Below are 22,191 nucleotides of genomic sequence, written 5' to 3' on the forward strand. Positions count from 1 at the left end.
GCAATCTTATTTATACAAAAATGTGCTAAAGAGGTCTTATGCACTTGAATATAAACGGTATTTAAGTATTTTTACAAGCATCAAACCCCTCAGAAACAGGCTGCGGAGTGTGATCTGACTCACTATATGAAAGCGGTATTATCGATGTAGCATGCTGAATAGCGCTTTTATGGCAGAAGATTAATCTGGTGCTGGGTGGTAACCCGCATAAAATCACTGTTTTTCGGTCTTGACGCTATAACTTAAAAAAACCATCGGAACATAAGGAAAAGTAATCACGCCAGGCGTGAATGAAATTGCAGTAATCTTGAGTATTTATTCAAATAGATAAAAGCCGTCCAGGGCGATTGATCCAGGTCATCGCCGACTGAGGCTAAAAGTGGCAGGCTTGTCCCCTTTCTCCGGGACGGTCTATCAGATTATGCAGTTACAGAAATTAGTCAATATGTTTGGTGGGGATCTTTTGCAGCGCTATGGGCAAAAGGTTCATAAGCTGACGCTGCACGGCGGGTTTAGCTGCCCGAATCGCGACGGCACCATCGGGCGCGGCGGCTGCACCTTCTGTAACGTGGCCTCCTTTGCCGACGAAGCGCAGCAGCATAACTCCATTGCGGAACAGCTCGCCCATCAGGCCAGCCTGGTGAACCGCGCGAAGCAGTATCTGGCCTATTTCCAGGCCTACACCAGCACGTGGGCAGAGGTGCAGGTGCTGCGCTCCATGTACCAGCAGGCGGTCAGCCAGGCCAATATTGTCGGGCTGTGCGTGGGCACGCGCCCGGACTGCGTGCCGGAAGCGGTGCTGGATTTGCTCAGCGAGTACAAAGAGCAGGGATATGAGATCTGGCTGGAGTTAGGTTTACAGACCGCGCACGACAAAACGCTGCACCGTATTAACCGTGGGCATGATTTTGCCTGTTACCAGCGCACGACGCGCCTGGCCCGCGAGCGCGGGCTAAAAGTCTGCTCGCACCTGATTGTCGGTTTGCCTGGCGAAGGTCAGCAGCACGGGCTGGAAACGCTGGAAAGGGTCGTTGAGACGGGCGTGGACGGCATCAAGCTGCATCCGCTGCACATCGTGAAGGGCAGCATTATGGCCAAAGCCTGGGAAGCGGGGCGGTTAAGCGGCATCGAGCTCGACGAGTACACCGTCACGGCGGGAGAGATGATCCGCCACACGCCGCCGGAAATTGTCTACCACCGTATTTCGGCCAGCGCCCGCCGCCCAACGCTTCTGGCACCGCTGTGGTGCGAGAACCGCTGGACGGGGATGGTGGAAATCGACCGCTATCTGCAGGAGAACGGCGTGCAGGGTTCGGCGCTGGGCCGCCCGTGGATCCCGCGTCTACCGGCGACGGCCGCCTAACAGACTTCCCAGCATGCCGCGTACAATCTGATTCGTGACCTGCCGCGCCGCGCTCTTCGCCATAGTTTGCACCACGCCGTCGCGCTTGCCGCCGCGAGGGCCGGTGGTGCCGAACAGGATGTCTTTTAAACCGCCGAGAATACCGTCGTCCACGGCGACAGACTGCCCCTTAGCGGCAGGTGCATCCTGCGATTCGGTGGTCGCCTGTACGCCTTTTTGCAGCTTCTCAAACGCAGATTCCCGATCTACTTCCTCTTCATACTTCCCGTAAACCGGCGAGTGGTTAATCAGGCCGTTACGTTCATCGTCGGTAACGGGCCCCATGCGCGAGCAGGGGGCGATCACCATGGCGCGCTCCACGATGGAGGGGCTGCCCTTGACGTCCAGGAAGGAGATGAGCGCTTCACCAGTCCCCAGCGCCTGAATAGCGGCTTCGGTATCAAAGGCCGGGTTGGCGCGCATGGTTTGCGCAGCGGCCTTAACGGCCTTCTGATCTTTCGGCGTAAAGGCGCGCAGGGCGTGCTGCACGCGGTTACCGAGCTGGCCGAGCACGTTATCCGGGATATCCGACGGGTTTTGCGACACAAACCAGACGCCAACGCCTTTGGAGCGGATCAGGCGAATAACCTGTTCTATCTTATCCAGCAACACCTGCGGCGCGTCGTTAAACAGCAGGTGCGCTTCGTCAAAGAAGAACACCAGTTTGGGTTTTTCCAGGTCACCCGCTTCGGGCAGCTGTTCGTAAAGTTCAGAGAGCATCCACAGCAGGCTGGCGGCATAGAGCTTCGGCATTTGATAAAGCTTCTCTGAGCTCAGGATGTTGATAATGCCTTTGCCGCTGCTGTCGGTGCGCATCCAGTCTTTGATATCCAGCATCGGCTCGCCGAAGAAGTGCTCGGCACCCTGCTGCTCAAGCGTGAGCAGCCCACGCTGAATGGCCCCCACCGAGGCGCTGCTGATATTGCCGTACTGGTTCTGGAAGGATTTGGCGTTATCACCGATGTACTGGGTAATGGCGCGCAGATCTTTGAAATCAAGCAGCAGCAGTCCCTGGTCGTCGGCAATACGGAAGATGATATTCAGCACGCCGGACTGTACGTCGTTGAGGTTGAGGAGCCGGGCCAGCAGCAGAGGCCCCAGATCGGAGACGGTCGCGCGTACCGGGTGGCCTTTCTCACCAAAGATATCCCACACTACCACCGGATTGTTATGCGGCGTCCAGTCCGTGATGCCAATATTCTTCAGCCGATCGAGCAGTTTTTCAGAGGCCGTGCCTTCCTGCGCTACTCCGGTTAAATCGCCTTTCACATCGGCCATAAATACCGGCACGCCAATCTCAGAAAGCGACTCAGCCAGCTTTTGCAGCGTGACGGTTTTCCCCGTCCCGGTCGCGCCGGTGATCAGTCCGTGGCGGTTCGCCATCGCGGGCAGTAAAAAAAGCTCTTTTTCCAGCGTCCTGGCAATCAACAATGGTGTACTCATGATGCACGTCCTCACTTTGTCCTGGGTGGAGTATAGGCAACCTGGCGGCAATCTGGATGAGTAAATTCCTGAGATTGCGGCGTATTACGCAGCGCGGACTATGCTTTTGCATACGGTTCACACTATTTTGGGAATGTATGTCCAGATTCTTCTTTAACGATCGCAAACAACTGGTCAACGATGCTATTGAAGGCATTCTGATTTCTGCCCCGCACGCTAATCTCGTCAAACTCGATATCGATCCCGCCATCCGCGTCGTTGCGCGTAGCGACTGGGATAAAAGCCGCGTGGCGGTAATCTCCGGTGGCGGTTCCGGTCACGAGCCGGCGCACGCCGGGTTTGTCGGCAAAGGAATGCTTACGGCGGCGGTATGCGGCGACCTGTTTGCCTCGCCGAGCGTGGATGCGGTGCTGAATGCCATTGTGGCGGTGACGGGCGATCGCGGCTGTCTGCTGATTGTTAAAAACTATACCGGCGACCGCCTGAACTTCGGCCTGGCGGCTGAAAAGGCTAAACGTTACGGGCTGAAGGTCGAGATGGTGATTGTCGCAGACGACATCGCGCTGCCGGATAACAAACAGCCGCGCGGTATTGCCGGTACGGCGCTAGTGCATAAGATTGCAGGCTACGCGGCAGAGCAGGGCAAATCATTAAGCGAAGTGCGGGACATTGCGCAACAGGCCTGCGATAACCTCTGGAGCCTGGGCGTTGCGATGCAAACCTGCAACCTGCCGGGCAGCGATGATGAAGAGGGGCGCATCAAGCAAGGCCACGTGGAGCTGGGGTTGGGTATTCACGGCGAGCCGGGGGCCTCCGTCGTGGATACACAAAACAGCAAAGACATTATCGACACGCTGGTCACGCCGCTTAAGGCGCAGGCCGGTGAGGGGCGCTTTGCGGTACTGATTAACAACCTCGGCGGCGTTTCTGCGCTCGAAATGGCGCTCCTGACCAAAGAGCTGGCGCATTCGGCGCTGAAAAAGGACATTGGGTATTTGATTGGCCCGGCGCCTCTGGTGAGCGCGCTGGATATGAAAGGCTTTTCTCTGACGCTGCTGAAGCTCAACGATTTCTTCGAAAAGGCCATTCACGCCGAGGTCGAGACGCTGGGATGGCAGAAGCCCGTGCCGTTTGCATCTTTGCGTACCGTTGCGCATAGCGCTATTCACGATCGCGTGGAATATAGCCCGTCGGAAAACCCGCAGGTGAAGGAGTACGTCTCTTCGGTAACTAAGACGCTCATCCAGCTGGAAAATCGCCTTAACGCGCTGGATGCCAAAGTCGGAGACGGGGATACGGGATCCACCTTTGCGCAAGGCGCGCGGGATATTGCGCAGCGTCTGGAGGAGCATAAGCTCCCGCTTGATAACGTGTCGACGCTGCTGTTGCTGGTGGGCGAGCGTCTGGCCACGGTGATGGGCGGATCGAGCGGCGTGCTGATGTCGATCTTCTTTACCGCCGCCGGGCAAAAGCTTCACGAGGATCGGTCTCTGCCGGAGGCGTTGCTGAGCGGGCTGGCGCAGATGAAACAGTACGGTGGGGCCGATCTCGGCGATCGCACGCTGATCGATGCGCTGCAGCCGGCGCTGGAGGCGTTGCAGAAAGGCGATATCGAAGCAGCGGCGAAGGCCGCACAGCAGGGGGCAGAGGCAACGGCGAAAATGGAGAAAGCCGGCGCGGGGCGCTCGTCGTATGTGAATAAAGAGAATCTGGACGGGGTGATGGACCCGGGGGCGGTCGCGGTGGCAGAGGTGTTTTCTGCACTGGTGCGGTAGGTGAGAAACGCCCGGTGGCGCTGCGCTTACCGGGCCTACAAAATCGGATGTAGGCCGGGTAAGGCGAAGCCGCCACCCGGCAATGTCACATCAAAAATCCGCTTTCAACACCACGCGGTAGCGGGCTTTGCCGTCACGCACGTGCTGGATCGCTTCGTTGATTTTCGACATCGGATACAGCTCGGTGGTCGGTGCCACTTTGGTGCGCCCGGCAAACTTCATCAGCTTGCGCAACTCAAACGGCGTACCGGTCGCGGAGCCTGACACGCTGCGGTCGCCGCCGATCAGGGTAAACGCCGGGACCGGCAGCGGCTTCAGCACTGCGCCAACGGTGTGGAAGTTACCGCCGTGGGCCAGCGCTTCAAAGTACGGCTGCCAGTCGAGGTCGACGTTTACGGTATTGATGATCAGATCAAACTGACCCGCCAGCGCTTTCAGCGCGTCCGGATCGCGGCTGTTCACCACCTTATCCGCACCCATCGCCAGCACTTCTTTCTCTTTAGCCGGATTGGAGCTGAACGCCGTCACTTCGCAGCCCATCGCGTGCAGCAGCTTGATGGCGATATGGCCCAGGCCGCCAATACCAATGACGCCTACGCGGCTGGTGGCGGTGACATGGTGCATCAGCAGCGGTTTAAAGACGGTGATGCCCCCGCACAGCAGCGGCCCTGCGGATTCGATATCAATGCTGTCCGGCAGCGGGATGACCCATTGCCAGTCGGCGCGCAGCTTGTCGGCGAAACCGCCCTTGTTCAGGATAGTTGGCGTTGCGCCTTCAAGGCAGTTGATCTGGTTGCCGCTGATACAGGCGTCACAGTGGCCACAGCTGCGTGCCGTCCAGCCAATGCCCACGCGCTGGCCCACTTTCAGCCCTTTGTCCTGCGCGGCGCTACCGAGCGCTACGACGCGTCCAATGACTTCGTGTCCGGCAACCAGCGGATAGCTGGAGAAGCCCCATTCGTTGTCGATCATCGAGAGATCCGAGTGGCAGATCCCGCAGTAATCAACCTGTACTTCGACGTCTTCTGCTTTTAGTTCGCCCGCATCGTATTCGTACAGCTCAAGTTCTGCACCCGCCTGCGGTGCGGCGTAGCTTTTTATCTTCGACATCGTGTTTCCCCCGTTATGGTGTGAACTGAGAGTGTAGAGCATTCAGTTTACAGCCGCTTAACAGAAGAGGGCAGGAACGAAATTTACAGACTTTTCAGCATCCTGACTTCGCAATCAACGTGGCCGGTACAGCCCAGCGGCGCATCGATATGCTCAAAGCCAAGATGTTCATACAGGGCGATGGCCTCTTTGAGGAAGGCGGTGGTTTCGAGGTAACAGCGTTTGAAACCCTGGTTGCGCGCGTGTTCCAGGGCGACCAGCGCCAGCTTTTTCGCCAGACCCTGTCCGCGAACCGACGGCAGGAAATACATTTTCTGCAGCTCGCAAATATCTGGCTCGCTGCAGCTAAGTGGCGCCACGCCACCGCCGCCCACGACCTTGCCATTCTGCTCGATAACCCAGTAGGCATGGCCCGGCTGGCTGTACAGATGGAAAAGCTCATCGAGATTAGGATCGGCCACGGTATAGCCTTTATCGGCGGTCAGGCCATATTCGGCAGAAACGGTGCGGATCACGGCGGCGATAGCCGGGTTGTCCTGCTCAGTGATCCGACGCATCGTCGTCGCGACGGGTGTAATCACGCTCATAGCATTACTCATTACAAAAATTGACACATAACTGCTGTTAATAGCACCGCAGAAAGGGGAGTGCAAGCGAGGAGTTTTCAGGAAGGTTACCCCTTACGCCCTGAAGCGTAAGGGGTAAAAGCATTACAGCGCCGCGATAACCGCCTGCTGCTCAATCAGCTTGGTCTTCGCATCGGCGAAAGCAACCAGACGCTCACGCTCTTTGGCGATGACCGCCTCCGGCGCGCGGGCGACAAAGCCTTCGTTCGCCAGCTTGCTTTCGATTTTGCCAATTTCCACGTCGACTTTCGCCACTTCTTTCGCCAGACGCGCCAGCTCGGCGTCCTTGTCGATCAGGCCTGCCATCGGGATCAGCAGCTCGGCGCCGTCGATGATTTTAGTCACGGAAACCGGACCTTTGTCATCCGCAGGCAGCACGGTGATGCTTTCCAGACGCGCCATGGTTTTCAGGAAGGTGTTGTTCTCGCTGACGCGACGAACAGCCGCTTCGCTGCACCCGCGAAGCAGCAGCTCCAGCGGTTTGCCAGGGGCGATGTTCATTTCAGCACGGATGTTACGTACCGCAACGATAGCCTGTTTCAGCCACTCGGTATCCGCGGAAGCCGCTTCATCAACCTTAGCCGCATCGAATTCCGGGAACGGCTGCAGCATGATGGTATCGGCGCTGATGCCTGCAATCACCTTCACGCGCTGCCAGATGGTTTCGGTGATGAATGGAATGACCGGATGCGCCAGGCGCAGCAGACCTTCCAGAACGGTAATCAGCGTGTTGCGCGTGCCGCGCAGCTCCGCCTCGGTTCCGCCGTTCATCACCGGCTTCGCCAGCTCCAGATACCAGTCGCAGAACTGGTTCCAGGTGAATTCGTACAGGATGCCCGCAGCGATATCGAAGCGGTAGCTGTCCAGCGCCTCGCGGAACGCTTTCACGGTCTGGTTGAATTCTGCCAGGATCCAGCGGTCCGCCAGAGACAGGGACATTTCGCCGCCGTTGAAGCCGCAATCCTGATCTTCGGTGTTCATCAGCACGAAGCGGCTGGCGTTCCACAGCTTGTTACAGAAGTTACGGTAACCTTCCAGACGCTTCATGTCCCAGTTGATGTCACGGCCGGTAGAGGCCAGCGCCGCCAGGGTGAAACGCAGGGCGTCGGTACCGTGAGACTCAATTCCGTTCGGGAACTGCTTCTCGGTACGCTTACGGATTTTCTCAGCCAGCTGCGGCTGCATCATGTTGCCGGTACGTTTTTCCAGAAGGTCTTCCAGAGAGATACCGTCCACCATGTCCAGCGGGTCAATAACGTTACCCTTGGACTTGGACATCTTCTGGCCTTCGTCGTCGCGGATCAGGCCGGTCATGTAGACGGTATGGAACGGAACCTGCGGCTTGCCGTCTTCATCTTTGATGAAGTGCATGGTCATCATGATCATGCGGGCAATCCAGAAGAAGATGATGTCGAAGCCGGAAACCATCACGCTGGTTGGGTGGAACTGACGCAGCGCGTCGGTGTTTTCTGGCCAGCCGAGGGTGGAGAAGGTCCACAGCGCGGAGGAGAACCAGGTATCCAGCACGTCTTCGTCCTGACGCAGCGCAACGTCCGCGCTCAGGTTATTTTCCTGACGCACTTCGTCTTCGGTGCGGCCAACGTAGACGTTTCCTTCGTTGTCGTACCACGCCGGGATACGGTGACCCCACCACAGCTGACGGGAAATACACCAGTCCTGAATATCACGCATCCAGGAGAAGTACATGTTTTCGTACTGCTTCGGCACAAACTGGATGCTGCCGTTTTCAACGGCTTCAACCGCCGGTTTTGCCAGCACGTCGGCACGCACGTACCACTGGTCGGTCAGCATTGGCTCGATAACTACGCCACCGCGGTCGCCGTACGGCACGGTCAGATCGTGAGGCTTGACCTCTTCCAGCAGGCCGAGTGCATCTACGGCAGCAACGATGGCTTTACGCGCGGCAAAACGCTCCAGCTTCTGGAACTCAGCCGGAATGTCGCTTGAGTAAACGTCAGACTCTTCGCCTTTGGTGTCGTACACTTCTGCGCTTTCGCGGATATCACCGTCAAAGGTCAGAATGTTGATCATCGGCAGGGCGTGACGACGACCGACTTCATAGTCGTTAAAGTCGTGCGCAGGGGTGATTTTTACGCAGCCAGTGCCTTTTTCCATGTCGGCGTGTTCGTCGCCCACAATCGGAATACGGCGGTTCACCAGCGGCAGCACCACGAATTTGCCGATCAGATCTTTATAACGCGGATCTTCCGGGTTAACGGCCACGCCGGTATCGCCCAGCAGGGTTTCCGGACGGGTCGTTGCCACCACCAGGTAGTCTTTACCGTCTGCGGTTTTCGCGCCGTCGGCCAGCGGATAGCGGATGTGCCACATGGAGCCTTTAGACTCGCGGTTTTCCACTTCCAGGTCAGAGATGGCGGTGCGCAGCTTTGGATCCCAGTTTACCAGGCGCTTGCCGCGGTAAATCAGGTCTTCTTTATACAGGCGCACGAAGACTTCTTTCACGGCATTGGACAGGCCTTCATCCATGGTGAAGCGCTCGCGCTCCCAGTCCACGGAGTTGCCGAGGCGGCGCATCTGACGGGTAATGGTGCCGCCGGATTCCGCTTTCCACTGCCAGATTTTGTCGATGAACGCGTCGCGACCGTAGTCGTGGCGGGTTTTACCTTCTTCTGCGGCAATTTTACGCTCAACCACCATCTGGGTCGCGATACCCGCGTGGTCAGTCCCCGCCTGCCACAGGGTGTTTTTACCCTGCATGCGCTGGTAGCGGATCATGGTATCCATGATGGTTTGCTGGAAAGCATGACCCATATGCAAACTGCCGGTGACGTTCGGCGGCGGGATCATGATGCAGAAGGACTCTTTGCTTTCATCGCCGTTAGGCTTGAAATAGCCCTGCTGTTCCCAGTGCTCGTAAAGCGGCTGTTCGATATCGCGTGGGTTATATGTCTTTTCCATTATTTCCAGGTTGCCGTATTCAGGTTAAAACCAGCCAGGCGGTACGCTTTGTAGCGTTCGCGCGCCAGTTGTTTCAAAGATTCTTCGTGAGGGACAAAGTCTACCACTTCTGTGAAAGCGGTGGCAAAATCTGCAAAGTCTATCCGCAGGCTGATGAGAATATCGCGCGCGCTGCTGTTGCGCTTCTGCGGCCAGGCAATTTCTACCGGTGCACCGCCGCGCGGGCCTTCGCCTGACAGGTTGTGCGGCACAAAACTCTCCGGCGGGCGCGCCCATAGCGCTTCGTCGAGGCGAATCGCCTGCTGCTCATCTTCACAGGCAATCAACACGCGTTTGCCTGCGCGCCAACGTTCTGCGGCAATTTCACACACCAGTTGTTCAACGGCGCTAAGACCATCCTGATGGGTGTCGTTGTCCAGAAGGTAGAACGTTGCATTCTTCATATATGGGGCTTCTTGTCGTGGATTTAAATGCTAAGCCGGGTGGCGCTACGCTTACCCGGCCTACGGTTGAGTGACGCTGTAGGCCGGGTAAGGCGAAGCCGCCACCCGGCGTTTAACATCACTCGTCGCCGTTAAAACCCGCACGATTGAGCAGGAACTGCGACAGCAGCGCCACTGGACGACCGGTTGCGCCTTTGGCTTTACCTGAGCGCCATGCGGTGCCCGCGATATCCAGGTGCGCCCAGTTGTACTTGCGGGTGAAGCGAGACAGGAAGCAGCCCGCGGTGATTGCACCACCAGGACGGCCGCCGATGTTCGCCATGTCCGCAAAGTTGGACTCCAGCTGATCCTGGAACTCATCGCCCAGCGGCAGGCGCCATGCGCGGTCACCGGCTTGTTCAGACGCGCCGATAAGCTCGTGTGCCAGCGGGTTATGGTTCGACATCAGGCCGGTAATGTGGTGGCCTAGCGCGATCACGCAGGCACCGGTCAGGGTTGCCACGTCGATTACCGCTTCAGGCTCGAAGCGCTCAACGTAGGTCAGCACGTCGCACAGTACCAGACGGCCTTCGGCGTCGGTGTTCAGCACTTCAACGGTCTGGCCGGACATGGTGGTCAGTACGTCACCCGGACGATAAGCGCGGCCGCCAGGCATGTTTTCGCAGCCCGCCAGCACGCCAACCACGTTAATCGGCAGCTGAAGTTCAGCTACCATACGCATCACGCCATACACCGCAGCTGCGCCGCACATGTCGTACTTCATCTCGTCCATGCCTTCTGCAGGCTTGATGGAGATACCGCCGGAGTCGAAGGTCAGGCCTTTACCGACCAGCACAATTGGGCGCGCGTCTTCGGACGGATTGCCCTTGTACTCAATTACCGACATCAGGGATTCATTCTGGGAGCCGTTACCGACCGCCAGATAAGAGTGCATCCCCAGCTCTTTCATCTGCTGTTCGCCGATGACGCGGGTAATGACATTTTTGCTGTAGGCGTCGGCCAGCTGACGCGCCTGAGAAGCCAGGTACGCGGCGTTGCAGATGTTTGGCGGCATGTTACCCAGGTCTTTGGCTGCTTTAATGCCTGCGGCAATGGCCAGACCGTGCTGAATGGCGCGCTCGCCGCTGGTCAGCTCGCGACGGGTTGGCACGTTAAAGACCATTTTACGCAGCGGACGACGCGGCTCGCTCTTATTGGTCTTCAACTGGTCAAAACTATAAAGGCTCTCTTTTGCCGTTTCGACGGCCTGGCGAACTTTCCAGTAGGTGTTGCGGCCTTTGACGTGCAGTTCTGTCAGGAAGCAGACGGCTTCCATTGAGCCGGTATCATTCAGCGTGTTAATGGTTTTCTGAATAACCTGCTTGTACTGACGCTCGTCCAGCTCGCGCTCTTTGCCGCAGCCAATCAGCAGAATACGTTCGGACAGCACGTTCGGAACATGGTGCAGTAACAGCGTCTGCCCAGGTTTGCCTTCCAGTTCGCCACGGCGCAGCAGGGCGCTGATGTAGCCGTCACTGATCTTGTCGAGTTGTTCGGCGATCGGGGAGAGTCGGCGCGGTTCAAAGACGCCCACAACGATGCAGGCACTCCGCTGTTTCTCCGGGCTACCGCTTTTTACACTGAACTCCATGCACTACGCTCCTGAATCTTAAAGACAACGGCGGCAGCTACGGATAGAATTGAAACCTTTCGTAACTCATGTCCGCGGTTGTGGTGACTTCGTGTTAATCTTACGTTACTACGGTTTCGGCACGTCATTAAATGTTCTGAAGCGCGAATCCGCCGGGTTTTATAATCTTAGCGATGATTTCGACGACTCAAGAGAATAAATGACGTTTAAGCCATGAAACAAGCTAAATTCCTGCAAAAGACGAGTTTTAACGGGCGTATTTAAAGTGATAATCATAAGATATCTGGTGCGGGAGACGCTCAAGAGCCAACTGGCGATCCTCTTTATCCTTCTTCTGATCTTTTTCTGTCAGAAGCTGGTCAGGATCCTCGGCGCGGCGGTTGACGGTGAAATCCCAACAAATCTGGTGCTTTCTCTGCTCGGGTTAGGCGTGCCGGAAATGGCGCAGCTTATCCTGCCGTTAAGCCTTTTCCTCGGTTTGCTGATGACGCTCGGCAGACTCTATACCGAAAGTGAAATTACGGTCATGCATGCCTGCGGCTTAAGCAAAGCCGTGCTGGTAAAAGCGGCAATGGTACTGGCGTTGTTTACCGGGATCGTGGCTGCCGTGAACGTGATGTGGGCAGGCCCAACCTCCTCCCGCCACCAGGATGAAGTCCTGGCGGAAGCCAAAGCCAACCCGGGGCTGGCGGCGCTGGCACAGGGCCAGTTCCAGCAGGCCACCGACGGTAATTCCGTTCTCTTCATCGAAAGCGTTGACGGCAGCCGCTTTAACGATGTGTTTCTTGCCCAGCTGCGCACCAAAGGAAACGCCCGTCCTTCCGTGGTGGTGGCTGATTCTGGCCAGCTTGCACAGCGTAAAGATGGCTCTCAGGTAGTGACGCTGAACAAAGGCACGCGCTTTGAAGGCACGGCGATGCTGCGCGATTTCCGCATCACGGATTTCCAGAACTACCAGGCGATTATCGGTCACCAGGCGGTAGCGCTCGATCCGACCGACACCGAGCAGATGGACATGCGGACCCTTTTCAATACCGATACCGACCGCGCGCGGGCTGAACTGCACTGGCGAATTACTCTGGTATTCACCGTATTTATGATGGCGCTGATGGTTGTGCCGCTGAGCGTGGTCAACCCGCGCCAGGGCCGCGTGCTGTCGATGCTGCCGGCTATGCTGCTCTATCTGGTGTTCTTCCTGCTTCAGACTTCGATCAAGTCTAACGGTGGGAAAGGGAAGATTGACCCGATGATCTGGACCTGGGTAGTCAATGGTCTGTATCTGCTGCTGGCGGTGGGACTTAACTTGTGGGATACGGTGCCGATGCGTCGAATTCGCGCCCGCTTTACGCGTAAAGGAGCCATCTAATGCAGGCATTTGGCGTTCTTGACCGCTATATCGGTAAAACAATTTTTACCACCATCATGATGACGCTGTTCATGCTGGTTTCACTCTCCGGCATCATTAAATTTGTCGACCAGCTGAAAAAAGCCGGGCAGGGGAGCTATGACGCGATGGGGGCAGGGATGTATACCCTGCTCAGCGCCCCGAAAGATATTCAGATCTTCTTCCCGATGGCGGCCCTGCTGGGCGCGCTGCTGGGGCTGGGGATGCTTGCTCAGCGCAGCGAGCTGGTGGTTATGCAGGCATCGGGTTTTACCCGAATGCAGGTTGCGCTGTCGGTCATGAAAACCGCTATCCCGCTGGTGCTGCTGACCATGGCTATCGGCGAGTGGGTTGCGCCGCAGGGTGAGCAGATGGCGCGTAACTATCGTGCTCAGGCCATGTACGGCGGTTCTCTGCTTTCAACCCAGCAGGGGCTGTGGGCGAAAGATGGCAACAGCTTTGTCTATATCGAGCGCGTGAAAGGTGATGATGAACTGGGCGGTGTGAGCATTTACACCTTCAATGATGAGCGCCGTTTACAGTCTGTTCGTCACGCCTCCTCTGCGAAGTTCGACCCTGACCACAGGCAGTGGCGTTTGTCTCAGGTGGATGAATCTAACCTGAAAGACCCGAAACAGATCACCGGTACGCAGACGGTGTCCGGCACCTGGAAAACCAACCTGACCCCGGACAAGCTGGGCGTGGTAGCACTGGATCCTGATGCGCTTTCAATCAGCGGCTTGCATAACTACGTGAAGTACCTGAAATCGAGTGGGCAAGACGCCGGGCGTTATCAGCTCAATATGTGGAGCAAAATCTTCCAGCCGATGTCCGTCGCGGTCATGATGCTGATGGCGCTGTCGTTTATCTTTGGCCCGCTGCGTAGCGTGCCGATGGGCGTGCGCGTCGTCACCGGTATCAGCTTCGGCTTTGTGTTCTACGTCCTCGACCAAATCTTTGGTCCGCTGACGCTGGTTTATGGCATTCCGCCGATTATCGGTGCGCTGCTGCCGAGCGCCAGCTTCTTCCTGATCAGCCTCTGGCTGCTGCTGAGACGTTCCTGACAGACCTCTCCTCGCTCCCGTTTCCCCGGGAGCGAGGCTAATCTCCTGTTTCATCCCGCACTTTTTCTCACAACCTTCAACGCCGCGCCGCGAATTTGAGTATTATTGAGCGATAACGTCGTGAAGGGATCCTCTATGAAGCAAATTCGAATGCTTGCCCAGTATTACGTCGACCTGATGATGAAGCTTGGGCTGGTGCGTTTCTCCATGCTGCTGGCTTTGGCGCTGGTTGTTCTGGCGATTGTCGTGCAAATGGCAGTCACCATGGTTCTGCATGGCCAGGTCGAAAGTATCGACGTGATCCGCTCTATTTTCTTCGGCCTGTTGATTACCCCCTGGGCGGTCTATTTCCTCTCCGTGGTGGTTGAGCAGCTGGAGGAGTCTCGCCAGCGTTTATCAAAACTGGTGGATAAGCTGGAAGAGATGCGCGAGCGCGATCTCAAGCTTAACGTCCAGCTGAAGGACAATATTGCGCAGCTGAACCAGGAGATTTCGGACCGCGAGAAGGCGGAAGCCGAACGACAGGCCACGCTGGAACAGCTGAAAATCGAAATGAAAGAGCGTGAAGTCACGCAGATCCAGCTCGAACAGCAATCCTCTTTCCTGCGCTCCTTCCTGGATGCCTCACCGGACCTGGTGTTCTACCGCAATGAAGATAAAGAGTTTTCCGGCTGTAACCGCGCGATGGAGCTGTTGACCGGGAAAAGCGAAAAGCAGCTGATTAACCTTAAGCCGCAGGACGTCTATTCCGAAGAGGCCGCAGCGAAAGTGATGGAGACCGATGAAAAAGTCTTCCGCCACAACGTGTCGCTGACCTATGAGCAGTGGCTGGACTATCCCGACGGGCGCAAAGCCTGCTTTGAAATCCGTAAGGTGCCGTACTACGACCGCGTGGGGAAACGTCACGGCCTGATGGGCTTTGGCCGTGATATTACCGAGCGTAAGCGCTATCAGGATGCGCTTGAGCGCGCCAGCCGTGACAAAACGACCTTTATCTCTACCATCAGCCACGAGCTGCGTACGCCGCTGAACGGCATTGTGGGGTTGAGCCGCATTCTGTTGGATACCGACCTGACCGGCGAGCAGGAAAAATACCTCAAAACGATCCACGTTTCCGCCGTCACGCTGGGCAATATCTTCAACGATATTATCGATATGGATAAAATGGAGCGCCGTAAGGTCCAGCTCGATAACCAGCCGGTTGATTTCACCGGTTTCCTGGCTGACCTTGAGAACCTTTCGGGCCTGCAGGCCCAGCAAAAGGGGCTGCGCTTCGTGCTGGAACCGACGCTGCCGTTACCGCATAAAGTGGTGACAGACGGCACGCGCCTGCGTCAGATCTTGTGGAACCTTATCAGCAACGCCGTGAAGTTTACCCAGAAGGGGCAGGTTGCGGTGCGGATCCGCTATGACGAAGGGGACATGCTGCACTTCGAGGTTGAGGACTCGGGCATCGGTATTCCGCAGGAAGAGCAGGATAAGATCTTTGCCATGTACTATCAGGTGAAGGACAGCAACGGTGGTAAGCCGGCAACCGGCACCGGAATTGGCCTGGCGGTATCAAAACGTCTGGCGAAGAGCATGGGCGGCGATATCACCGTTGCCAGCCATCCGGGTAAAGGGTCCACCTTTACGCTGACGGTGCATGCGCCAGCGGTGGCGGAAGAGGTAGAAGATACCTTTGATAACGACGATATGCCGCTGCCGGCGCTGCACGTTCTGCTGGTGGAAGACATTGAGCTGAACGTGATTGTCGCGCGTTCCGTGCTGGAAAAACTGGGCAACAGCGTGGACGTGGCGATGACCGGTAAGGCCGCGCTGGAGATGTTTACCCCGGGCGAATACGATCTGGTTCTGCTGGATATTCAGCTCCCGGATATGACCGGGCTGGATATCTCCCGTGAGCTCACGAGCAAATATGCCGCTGACGAGCTGCCGCCGCTGGTTGCGCTGACGGCGAACGTGCTGAAGGATAAAAAAGAGTACCTCGATGCCGGTATGGATGACGTGCTCAGTAAGCCGCTGGCAGTGCCTGCACTGACTGCCATGATCAAGAAGTTCTGGGATACCTGTGATGAAGAGGAGAGCACCATGACGTCTGTTGATAGCGCGAAGGTTCAAACGCTGCTCGATACCGCAATGCTGGAGCAGTATATCGATCTGGTTGGCCCGAAGCTGATTACCGATGGCCTGGCCGTATTTGAGAAAATGATGCCGGGATATTTGAGCGTGCTGGAGTCGAACCTGACGGCGCGTGACCAGAAAGGCATTGTTGAAGAGGGGCATAAGATTAAAGGCGCAGCCGGTTCGGTGGGGTTACGCCATCTCCAGCAGCTGGGCCAACAGATTCAATCCCCTGATTTACCTGCATGGGAAGATAACGTAGGTGAATGGGTCGAGGAGATGAAACAGGAGTGGCAGAACGATGTGGCGGTATTAAAAGCCTGGGTGGATGCCAGAAAAAAATGACCCCGGCTTAACCGGGGTGCGCGAATACTGCGCCAACACCAGGGAAATCGTGGCTGCGCCGGATTTATTTGTGTTGTTTTCGCTTGGACGCCGCCTGAATAATGAGGCCGCACGCAGATAAGATAGCAAATCTTAAATGGTTTGTTACATGAATCAGTGAAATGTGTGAAGCATAGCGTTTTAATCAGAATTATTAATATGCTTCAGCGCGTTGGAGAGAAGGATCGTAAGAATGAAAAAGATCGGTGTCGTGCTGAGTGGTTGCGGCGTTTACGATGGTTCAGAAATACATGAAGCCGTATTAACGCTGCTGGCATTGTCCCGACGGGGGGCTGAGGTTGTCTGTTTCGCGCCGGATAAAAAACAGGCGGACGTCATTAATCATCTGACCGGCGAGCCGATGGCAGAAGCCCGCAGCGTGCTCATTGAAGCGGCGCGCATTGTCCGGGGCGAGATTCATCCGCTGGTGCAGGCGGACGCTTCGGCGCTGGATGCGCTAATTGTGCCGGGTGGTTTTGGCGCGGCCAAAAACCTCAGCACGTTTGCGGCTCAGGGGGCGGAATGTCAGATCGACCCGGATCTGAAAGCGCTATCGCAGGCCATGCATGCGGCCGGAAAACCACAGGGCTTTATCTGTATCGCACCGGCGATGCTGCCCCGAATCTTTGAGTTCCCCCTGCGCCTGACCATCGGAACGGATATTGATACCGCTGAGATCGTCGAAGAAATGGGGGGTGAACATGTCCCCTGTCCGGTCGATGACATTGTGGTCGATGAAGAGAACAAGATTGTCACCACCCCTGCCTATATGCTTGCGCAGAATATTGCCGAGGCGGCTACCGGCATTGAAAAGCTGGTGGACAGAGTGTTGGTTCTGACTGAATGAGCCGCAAATTCTCCGCGGGTGCGTGGCTAAAGCGCATCCTGCTACGTATTGTGCTCGTGCTGGCGGTGTTCTGGGGCGGCGGGATCGCCCTGTTCAGCATTCTGCCGGTACCGTTTTCGGCCGTGATGGTTGAACGTCAGCTCAGCGCATGGTTCACGGGGGATTTCAGCTACGTCGCCCACTCTGACTGGGTGAGCATGGATGAGATCTCGCCGTGGATGGGGCTGGCGGTGATTGCCGCAGAAGACCAGAAATTCCCGGAGCACTGGGGCTTTGACGTCGCGGCAATTGAAAAGGCGCTGGCGCATAACGAGCGTAATGAGAACCGCGTGCGCGGGGCATCTACGCTTTCACAACAGACAGCCAAGAATCTGTTTTTGTGGGATGGCCGCAGCTGGATGCGTAAAGGGCTGGAAGCGGGGCTGACGCTGGGTATCGAAACGGTCTGGAGCAAAAAACGGATTTTGACCGTTTACCTGAATATTGCCGAGTTTGGCGAGGGCGTATTTGGTGTTGAAGCGGCGTCACAACGTTATTTCAATAAACCAGCCAGCCGGCTAAGCATGTCAGAGGCCGCGCTGTTGGCTGCCGTTCTGCCGAACCCCATCAAATTTAAGGCTGGTGCGCCGTCAGGGTACGTGCGAAGCCGTCAGGCATGGATTATGCGCCAGATGCGTCAGCTGGGTGGGGAAGGGTTTATGGAGAGAAATAAGCTGATGTAGGGCGGGTAAGCGCAGCGCCACCCGCCAGAGACAGGGTTCAGTCTTCGTCAAACCCGGCGTTAAACAGGGCAATCACCGCCGCCAGCGCCTCTTCTTCCTGGGGACCGGTCGCCTCGACTTCAATCTGCCGGCCTTTGGCAGAGTCCAGCATCAGCAGTGCGATCACGCTGTTGGCCTCTGCCTCCGTGCCTTCATCGTTACGCAGCAGAACCTCCGCATCAAAACCCTGCATCAGTTCAAACAGCTTCATCGCCGGACGGGCGTGCATGCCCAGCTTGTTGGTGATTTCGACGGTCTGTTTTACGGTCATGTTTTACGTTTTTCCAGCGTGCGATGACGGGACTGAACGTTCTTCCCGCGCGAGCGGAAATAGTCGGCCAGCTGTTCGGCAATATAGACCGAACGATGTTTACCGCCGGTACAGCCAATCGCCACCGTCAGGTAGCTACGATTGTTTGTTTCCAGCATCGGTAACCATAGCTCAAGGTAGCTGCGCGTCTGGTAAATAAAATTGTGTACTTCTGTGTGCCTGTCGAGGAAGGCCGCCACGGGCTTATCCAGACCGGTCATTGGACGCAGTTTGGGATCCCAGTGCGGGTTCGGCAGGAAGCGTACGTCGAAAACATAATCCGCATCGATAGGTATGCCGTGCTTAAAGCCGAAGGATTCAAACACCATCGTCAGCTCGCGCTCACGCTTGCCGAGCAGGCGGGTACGCAGCATTTCTGCCAGCTCGTGCACGGACATTTCTGAGGTGTCGACAATCAGATCGGCACGGGAGCGCAGAGGCTCAAGCAGATCGCTCTCTTCATCGATGGCGCTTTCCAGAGAGAGATTTTTACTGGAGAGCGGGTGCAGACGTCGGGTATCGCTGTAGCGACGGATCAACGTGTTGCGGTCAGCATCAAGGAACAGCAGCTGCGGCGAGAAGCACTCCGGCAGATTGCTCATTGCCTGCTCAAACACTTCGGGTGATTCAGGCATGTTACGGACGTCAATGCTGACCGCCGCAGAGATTTGTCTGTCCGCAAGCGTCCGTGCCAGTTCGGGTAACAACACGACGGGCAGGTTATCTACGCAGTAAAAGCCCATATCTTCCAGCGCGCGCAGGGCCACGGACTTTCCCGACCCTGAACGGCCGCTGACAATCATCAACACCATGTTCCGTTTCTCCTCAGGACAACAGATGTAAACGCCATCCCCCGATTATGCATTATCCTGATTGCCTTCTGCTTCGGTGATTATCTGGTATAGCTCTTCATCACTTTGGGCTGAGCGCAGGCGACGACAAATGGTTTTATCGGCCAGACGTTTGGCAACCAGCGACAGCGTATGAAGATGCGTTTTCGTCTGGTCGGCCGGCACCAGCAGCGCGAAGAGGAGATCGACGGGCTGGTTATCAATGGCGTCGAAGGCGATAGGCGTTTCCAGCTGGACAAATACGCCGACGGCACGCAGGGTGTCCTCTTCCAGTTTGCCATGCGGGATCGCAATGCCATTGCCGATGCCGGTACTGCCCATTTTTTCACGGGTCAGGATCGCTTCAAATACTACCTGTGGCGGCAGGCCCAGCTGCTTTGCGGCCAGTTCACTGATGATCTCCAGCGCACGTTTTTTGCTCTGGCAGTGAACGCCACTGCGGGTACATTCCTGGTTCAGGACATTGCTCAGTTGAAGAGCGGAATCGTTGTTCATCATAATTTCACCTAAGCGCTAACCGTACAAATGGCCTGTTGTGTTTTACAACAGGCCGTCCTGCACCCGTTAACTGCCCGGACAATTAGTGTTGTTTCAGTTTATCTTTATGTTTATTAAGCTGTCGCGCAAGCTTATCAATCAAGCCGTCGATAGCCGCGTACATGTCTTGCCCTTCCGCACTGGCATGGAGTTCACCCCCGTTCACGTGCAGGGTTGCATCCGAGATATGAGTCACTTTCTCCACTTTCAACACAATATAGACCTGATTGATCCTTTCGAAATACTGCTCGAGCTTCGCGAACTTCGTGTTCAGGAAATCGCGTAATGCTTCGGTGATCTCGACATTGTGTCCTGTGATGTTGAGCTGCATAGTGTCTTCCTTATCGGTTGTGTCAGACCAGCTGTTTACGCTGGTTAGACGGCGGAATGGATAAAGACTCTCGATACTTCGCAACAGTACGACGTGCCACCATAATACCCTGGTCGGACAGCATGGTGGTTAACTTACTGTCACTCAGTGGCTTCGCGGGGTTTTCCGCGGCGATCAACTTCTTCACCAGCGCACGGATTGCCGTCGACGAGGCTTCGCCTCCGCCCTCGGTACTCACATGGCTTGAGAAGAAATACTTAAGCTCAAAAATACCGCGCGGACTGTGCAGATACTTCTGCGTGGTCACGCGAGAAATGGTTGATTCGTGCATCTCGACGGCCTGGGCGATATCCGCCAGTACCATCGGTTTCATAAACTCTTCGCCCTGCTCAAAGAAAGCCTGCTGCTGCTCGACAATACAGCGGCTTACGCGCAGCAGCGTATCATTTCGGCTCTCCAGACTTTTGATCAACCAGCGTGCTTCCTGCAGATTGCTGCGAATGTACTGATTGTCGGCGTCATTACGCGCGCTGGTGCACATGGAGGCATACTGCTGGTTGATTTGCAGGCGAGGGATGCTGTCAGAATTCAGCTCTACGACCCAGCGGTCGTTATGTTTTCGCACCAGCACATCGGGGATCACATATTCGGGTTCGCCGGTCTGGATCGACTGGCCGGGGCGCGGATCGAGGGATTGGATCAGGTTAACCGCTTCTTTCAGCACCTCTTCCTTCAGGCGCGTGACGCGCATCAGGGTGCGAAAATCGTGGTTTGCGAGCAGATCGAGATGGCTGCTGATGATCACGCGGGCTTCGTCAATCCACGGCGTCTCTTTGGCAAACTGAGACAGCTGGATCAGCAGGCAGTCGCGGAGATCTTTTGCGGCCACGCCGACCGGGTCGAAACGCTGAATGCGCTTCAGCACGGCCTCGATCTCTTCGAGTTCGATCTCATCGTTGCCGATGCTTTCCAGAATGTCGTCCAGCGTGACGGTCAGATAGCCGGTGTCATCCACGGCATCGACAATGGAGGTCGCAATAGCGCGATCGGTATCGGAGAAGGGAGTCAGTTCAACCTGCCACATCAGGTAATCCTGCAGCGACTGGGTGGTTTCTCCCTGATAGACCGGCAGCTCGTCGTCCTGGTAGTCTGCACGCGTGCCGGAAGGGGTCCCGGCGGTGTAGATTTCATCCCAGCTGGCATCAAGCGGAAGCTCATCCGGCATCTCTTTTTGTTCGAGTGCATCAACGGAGTCGAGCGTTTCAGTGTCTTGTGTTTCCTGGGTATCTACCTCGTCATGAAGATCGGTTTGCTCCAGCAGGGGATTACTGTCCAGCGCCTGCTGGAGCTCCTGCTGGAGTTCTAACGTGGACAGCTGCAGCAGACGGATCGCCTGCTGTAGCTGCGGCGTCATTGCCAGTTGTTGGCTGAGCCTTAATTGCAAACCTTGCTTCATGTTCAGAGCATTTTTCTCCGGTCCGGCGTTATGTTACCTCTACCCTATCAGAGTCTGAAGTCTTCCCCAAGGTACACGCGCTTAACATGCTCATCTTCGAGGATCTCTTGCGGTGTTCCGTGGGCGATCAGATGGCCCTGGCTCACGATATAAGCACGTTCACAGACGGCCAGCGTTTCACGGACGTTGTGGTCGGTGATCAGTACGCCAAGCCCGCTGTCACGAAGGTGCTCGATAATACGTTTGATGTCGATAACGGAGATGGGGTCAACGCCCGCGAAGGGTTCATCCAGCAGGATGAATTTCGGGTTTGCTGCCAGCGCGCGTGCAATTTCCACGCGGCGACGTTCCCCCCCGGACAGCGCCTGCCCGAGGCTGTCGCGCAGGTGTTCGATATGAAACTCTTCCATCAGCTCGTTGGCACGATCGTGGCGCTGTTCGTTAGTCAGATCGTCACGGATCTGCAGAACGGCCATCAGGTTATCGTAGACGCTCAGGCGACGGAAGATTGACGCTTCCTGAGGCAGATAGCCGATACCACGACGCGCGCGGGCATGCAGCGGCAGCAGGCTGATGTCTTCATCATCAATGATAATGTTGCCTGCATCGCGTGGCACTATACCCACCACCATATAGAAGGTGGTGGTTTTACCCGCACCGTTAGGGCCAAGCAAACCGACAATTTCACCGGAGTTGACAGTCAAACTGACGTCTTCGACGACGCGACGGCCCTTATACGCTTTCGCGAGGTTTTTTGCAGTTAATGTTGCCAT

The 22,191-nt window shown here is 56.4% G+C and carries 19 protein-coding genes; 7 read left to right on the top strand and 12 right to left on the bottom strand.

Features of this window, described 5'->3' with window-relative positions; genetic code table 11:
* The first annotated feature begins 421 nt into the window (after positions 1-421).
* Positions 422-1,363 carry a tRNA modification radical SAM protein MnmL/YtqA gene (gene mnmL / locus D5067_RS02520; RefSeq protein ID WP_119936801.1) on the top strand — a complete coding sequence of 314 codons (942 nt, stop codon included), beginning with the start codon at positions 422-424 and terminating at the stop codon, positions 1,361-1,363.
* On the opposite strand, the gene D5067_RS02525 is transcribed toward mnmL, so the two are convergent.
* Complete coding sequence (locus D5067_RS02525; protein WP_119936802.1) at positions 1,343-2,845, bottom strand: helicase HerA-like C-terminal domain-containing protein; 1,503 nt, start codon at positions 2,843-2,845, stop codon at positions 1,343-1,345. The genes mnmL and D5067_RS02525 overlap by 21 nt on opposite strands.
* Before the next feature lie 137 nt (positions 2,846-2,982).
* Here D5067_RS02525 and D5067_RS02530 point away from each other — a divergent pair, with 137 nt between their 5' ends.
* On the top strand, positions 2,983-4,620 hold the full coding sequence (locus D5067_RS02530) for a glycerone kinase (RefSeq protein ID WP_119936803.1): 1,638 nt from the start codon (positions 2,983-2,985) through the stop codon (positions 4,618-4,620).
* Between the two features lie 90 nt (positions 4,621-4,710).
* Here the strand turns inward: D5067_RS02530 and ahr are convergent, their stop codons facing one another.
* The 5 genes from ahr to pepA all read right to left on the bottom strand — a co-directional run bounded on the left by ahr (position 4,711) and on the right by pepA (position 11,369).
* Entirely contained in the window at positions 4,711-5,730 is a 1,020-nt protein-coding gene (ahr, locus tag D5067_RS02535; RefSeq protein ID WP_119936804.1) for an NADPH-dependent aldehyde reductase Ahr, read from the bottom strand.
* An 83-nt stretch (positions 5,731-5,813) separates the two neighbouring features.
* Positions 5,814-6,317, bottom strand: a complete 504-nt coding sequence (locus D5067_RS02540; protein WP_119936805.1) for a GNAT family N-acetyltransferase — start codon at positions 6,315-6,317, stop codon at positions 5,814-5,816.
* Positions 6,318-6,440: 123 nt separating this feature from the next.
* Positions 6,441-9,296 carry a valine--tRNA ligase gene (locus D5067_RS02545; protein ID WP_119936806.1) on the bottom strand — a complete coding sequence of 952 codons (2,856 nt, stop codon included), beginning with the start codon at positions 9,294-9,296 and terminating at the stop codon, positions 6,441-6,443.
* Complete coding sequence (gene holC, locus D5067_RS02550) at positions 9,296-9,739, bottom strand: DNA polymerase III subunit chi (protein WP_119936807.1); 444 nt, start codon at positions 9,737-9,739, stop codon at positions 9,296-9,298. The genes D5067_RS02545 and holC overlap by 1 nt, the downstream gene beginning before the upstream one ends.
* Before the next feature lie 118 nt (positions 9,740-9,857).
* A complete protein-coding gene (pepA, locus tag D5067_RS02555) occupies positions 9,858-11,369 on the bottom strand; it encodes a leucyl aminopeptidase (protein ID WP_119936808.1) in 1,512 nt (503 codons plus the stop codon).
* A gap of 265 nt (positions 11,370-11,634) precedes the next feature.
* Between pepA and lptF the strand changes: the two genes are divergently transcribed.
* The 5 genes from lptF (at position 11,635) to mtgA (ending at position 17,894) form a co-directional block, all read left to right on the top strand.
* The gene (lptF, locus tag D5067_RS02560) at positions 11,635-12,735 is read left to right on the top strand and encodes an LPS export ABC transporter permease LptF (protein ID WP_119936809.1); all 1,101 of its coding nucleotides are present in this window, start codon (positions 11,635-11,637) and stop codon (positions 12,733-12,735) included.
* Complete coding sequence (lptG, locus tag D5067_RS02565; protein ID WP_119936810.1) at positions 12,735-13,817, top strand: LPS export ABC transporter permease LptG; 1,083 nt, start codon at positions 12,735-12,737, stop codon at positions 13,815-13,817. The genes lptF and lptG overlap by 1 nt, the downstream gene beginning before the upstream one ends.
* 135 nt (positions 13,818-13,952) lie before the next feature.
* The gene (gene arcB, locus D5067_RS02570; RefSeq protein WP_119936811.1) at positions 13,953-16,286 is read left to right on the top strand and encodes an aerobic respiration two-component sensor histidine kinase ArcB; all 2,334 of its coding nucleotides are present in this window, start codon (positions 13,953-13,955) and stop codon (positions 16,284-16,286) included.
* A gap of 232 nt (positions 16,287-16,518) precedes the next feature.
* Positions 16,519-17,172 (top strand): isoprenoid biosynthesis glyoxalase ElbB, encoded by a 654-nt coding sequence (elbB, locus tag D5067_RS02575; protein ID WP_119936812.1) that lies wholly within the window; start codon positions 16,519-16,521, stop codon positions 17,170-17,172.
* Positions 17,169-17,894: a monofunctional biosynthetic peptidoglycan transglycosylase gene (gene mtgA, locus D5067_RS02580; protein ID WP_119936813.1), complete on the top strand. Its 726-nt coding sequence runs from the start codon at positions 17,169-17,171 to the stop codon at positions 17,892-17,894. Before elbB ends, mtgA begins: the two co-directional genes overlap by 4 nt.
* Positions 17,895-17,931: 37 nt before the next feature.
* Here the strand turns inward: mtgA and npr are convergent, their stop codons facing one another.
* The 6 genes from npr to lptB all read right to left on the bottom strand — a co-directional run bounded on the left by npr (position 17,932) and on the right by lptB (position 22,191).
* Positions 17,932-18,204, bottom strand: a complete 273-nt coding sequence (gene npr, locus D5067_RS02585; protein ID WP_003861872.1) for a PTS phosphocarrier protein NPr — start codon at positions 18,202-18,204, stop codon at positions 17,932-17,934.
* Positions 18,201-19,055, bottom strand: a complete 855-nt coding sequence (rapZ, locus tag D5067_RS02590) for an RNase adapter RapZ (protein ID WP_119936814.1) — start codon at positions 19,053-19,055, stop codon at positions 18,201-18,203. Before rapZ ends, npr begins: the two co-directional genes overlap by 4 nt.
* Before the next feature lie 45 nt (positions 19,056-19,100).
* Positions 19,101-19,592 carry a PTS IIA-like nitrogen regulatory protein PtsN gene (gene ptsN, locus D5067_RS02595; protein WP_119936815.1) on the bottom strand — a complete coding sequence of 164 codons (492 nt, stop codon included), beginning with the start codon at positions 19,590-19,592 and terminating at the stop codon, positions 19,101-19,103.
* Positions 19,593-19,674: 82 nt separating this feature from the next.
* Positions 19,675-19,962, bottom strand: coding sequence for a ribosome hibernation promoting factor (gene hpf / locus D5067_RS02600; RefSeq protein ID WP_119936816.1), 288 nt, complete (start codon positions 19,960-19,962; stop codon positions 19,675-19,677).
* A gap of 22 nt (positions 19,963-19,984) precedes the next feature.
* Positions 19,985-21,418 carry an RNA polymerase factor sigma-54 gene (gene rpoN / locus D5067_RS02605; RefSeq protein WP_119936817.1) on the bottom strand — a complete coding sequence of 478 codons (1,434 nt, stop codon included), beginning with the start codon at positions 21,416-21,418 and terminating at the stop codon, positions 19,985-19,987.
* A 47-nt stretch (positions 21,419-21,465) separates the two neighbouring features.
* Positions 21,466-22,191 carry an LPS export ABC transporter ATP-binding protein gene (gene lptB / locus D5067_RS02610; RefSeq protein WP_119936818.1) on the bottom strand — a complete coding sequence of 242 codons (726 nt, stop codon included), beginning with the start codon at positions 22,189-22,191 and terminating at the stop codon, positions 21,466-21,468.

It is taken from the genome of Enterobacter huaxiensis, assembly GCF_003594935.2.
GTDB classification, from domain to species: domain Bacteria; phylum Pseudomonadota; class Gammaproteobacteria; order Enterobacterales; family Enterobacteriaceae; genus Enterobacter; species Enterobacter huaxiensis.

Coding starts and splice junctions, on each gene's coding strand:
- D5067_RS02540 (WP_119936805.1), bottom strand. CDS start 6,317: ATGAGCGTGATTACACCCGTCGCGACGACGATGCGTCGGATCACTGAG.
- lptB (WP_119936818.1), bottom strand. CDS start 22,191: ATGGCAACATTAACTGCAAAAAACCTCGCGAAAGCGTATAAGGGCCGT.
- D5067_RS02530 (WP_119936803.1), top strand. CDS start 2,983: ATGTCCAGATTCTTCTTTAACGATCGCAAACAACTGGTCAACGATGCT.
- mtgA (WP_119936813.1), top strand. CDS start 17,169: ATGAGCCGCAAATTCTCCGCGGGTGCGTGGCTAAAGCGCATCCTGCTA.
- rpoN (WP_119936817.1), bottom strand. CDS start 21,418: ATGAAGCAAGGTTTGCAATTAAGGCTCAGCCAACAACTGGCAATGACG.
- arcB (WP_119936811.1), top strand. CDS start 13,953: ATGAAGCAAATTCGAATGCTTGCCCAGTATTACGTCGACCTGATGATG.
- ptsN (WP_119936815.1), bottom strand. CDS start 19,592: ATGATGAACAACGATTCCGCTCTTCAACTGAGCAATGTCCTGAACCAG.
- ahr (WP_119936804.1), bottom strand. CDS start 5,730: ATGTCGAAGATAAAAAGCTACGCCGCACCGCAGGCGGGTGCAGAACTT.
- lptG (WP_119936810.1), top strand. CDS start 12,735: ATGCAGGCATTTGGCGTTCTTGACCGCTATATCGGTAAAACAATTTTT.
- elbB (WP_119936812.1), top strand. CDS start 16,519: ATGAAAAAGATCGGTGTCGTGCTGAGTGGTTGCGGCGTTTACGATGGT.
- D5067_RS02545 (WP_119936806.1), bottom strand. CDS start 9,296: ATGGAAAAGACATATAACCCACGCGATATCGAACAGCCGCTTTACGAG.
- D5067_RS02525 (WP_119936802.1), bottom strand. CDS start 2,845: ATGAGTACACCATTGTTGATTGCCAGGACGCTGGAAAAAGAGCTTTTT.
- rapZ (WP_119936814.1), bottom strand. CDS start 19,055: ATGGTGTTGATGATTGTCAGCGGCCGTTCAGGGTCGGGAAAGTCCGTG.
- holC (WP_119936807.1), bottom strand. CDS start 9,739: ATGAAGAATGCAACGTTCTACCTTCTGGACAACGACACCCATCAGGAT.
- mnmL (WP_119936801.1), top strand. CDS start 422: ATGCAGTTACAGAAATTAGTCAATATGTTTGGTGGGGATCTTTTGCAG.
- pepA (WP_119936808.1), bottom strand. CDS start 11,369: ATGGAGTTCAGTGTAAAAAGCGGTAGCCCGGAGAAACAGCGGAGTGCC.
- npr (WP_003861872.1), bottom strand. CDS start 18,204: ATGACCGTAAAACAGACCGTCGAAATCACCAACAAGCTGGGCATGCAC.
- hpf (WP_119936816.1), bottom strand. CDS start 19,962: ATGCAGCTCAACATCACAGGACACAATGTCGAGATCACCGAAGCATTA.